Source organism: Companilactobacillus huachuanensis (assembly GCF_005404815.1).
GTDB classification, from domain to species: Bacteria; Bacillota; Bacilli; order Lactobacillales; family Lactobacillaceae; genus Companilactobacillus; species Companilactobacillus huachuanensis.
This window is the reverse complement of the sequence record NZ_BJDF01000051.1, coordinates 1-1,482: the sequence shown is the minus strand read 5'-3', so window position 1 is coordinate 1,482 and position 1,482 is coordinate 1. Positions and strand designations below refer to the sequence as shown.

At 35.8% G+C, this 1,482-nt stretch carries 2 protein-coding genes; both read left to right on the top strand.

Annotated features, from left to right (window positions below; translation table 11 throughout):
* Positions 1 to 52: 52 nt before the first annotated feature.
* A complete protein-coding gene (locus FFM71_RS13270; RefSeq protein ID WP_137612622.1) occupies positions 53 to 574 on the top strand; it encodes a helix-turn-helix domain-containing protein in 522 nt (173 codons plus the stop codon).
* Positions 463 to 1,452, top strand: coding sequence for an IS3 family transposase (locus FFM71_RS13265; RefSeq protein ID WP_223876559.1), 990 nt, complete (start codon positions 463 to 465; stop codon positions 1,450 to 1,452). Before FFM71_RS13270 ends, FFM71_RS13265 begins: the two co-directional genes overlap by 112 nt.
* Positions 1,453 to 1,482: the final 30 nt, after the last annotated feature.

Sequence of the window (1,482 nt, the reverse complement as noted above, 5' to 3'; positions counted from 1 at the left end):
TGGAGTGAACCCATGAGGTTGGACACATGATCCAAACCTGGAGGGGTTCACTATGATTAAGTACAATCTGGATTTCAAAGTCAAAATAGTAAATGAGTTTCTTGATGGATGTGGTTCTACCACACTTTCGAAAAAGTACAGTATTCCCAACCACTCAACCATTATGGAGTGGGTACATACATATCAATTACGTGGGGTCAGCGGTCTTCGCCCACGTAAGGGAGGCCAAAAATATTCTGGCATGTTTAAAGCTGAAGTATTAAACTGGAGGAATCAAAATATGGCTTCCTTCTCAGAAACTGCTTTACACTTCAATATTCCTGCAGGTAGTACCGTTTGTAGGTGGCAACAAAAATATGAAAGTTTGGGCATTGATGGATTGAGGCATGAACAGGATATTCTACTTACTATGAATAAAAATGTTAAACATAACTCAGAAAATCATTTGTCTAAAGAAGACGAATTAAAGCAATTAAAAAAAGAGAACTTGATGTTGAGAGTGGAGAACGAATTTTTAAAAAAAGTCGATGCCTTAGCACAGAAAAAATCAAAACAAAAGAAATCTCGAAAATAGCTACTGAGTTAAGGCAAGAATTTCAAATCCCTATTAAGCTAGTTTTAACAACTCTGGACATACCTAGGAGTACCTACTATTACGCCCGTAATAGTAAGGGACGAACTTTTGATGATGATAAGGTCATTCAAACAATGGACGAAATTAGACAAACAGATTCAAAGTATACTAAAAAGTATGGTTACCGTAGAATGACTGATGCTTTGAAACTAAGGGGTTTTAAAGTAAATCACAAAAAGGTTCTACGAATAATGACTGAACACGATTGGCTCTGCCAATTGTTCAATCGACAAACAAGAAAGTATAACTCTTATAAAGGTTCTATCGGTACAGTAGCTAAGAATCGGCTTAAACGTCGATTCAATACAGACAGACCTTATCAAAAACTAGTTACAGACGTAAGTGAATTTAGATACGGTACCTTAGGACAAAACGAACGAGTTTATCTAGAACCAGTTTTAGATCTATTCTCAGGAGAGATACTTGCTTACAATATTAGTGAGCATCCAACTGTTGAATTTGCGATTAGGCCTCTAAAAGAGGCTCTTGAGAGTATTCCAAAGCTCAATTACCGAACTACTATTCACACAGATCAAGGATTCCAATATCAAAACAAGTCTTGGCGTAAGGTTCTAAAAAAGCATCATATTTTCCAGAGCATGTCTAGAAAGGCAACTTGTCTTGATAATGCAAAAATGGAATCATTTTTTCACATTATGAAAATAGAAATGATGGATGAACATTACAACAATAAAAATGATTTAATTCAGGCCATGAATGACTGGATTGGATTTTATAATAACAGACGTATCAAAACAGATTTAGGTGGAATGTCGCCTGTTCAATATCGAGAATCAACAGAATTAAAAGCTGCATAAAAAAGTGTCCAAACTTCGGGGTTCAGATCA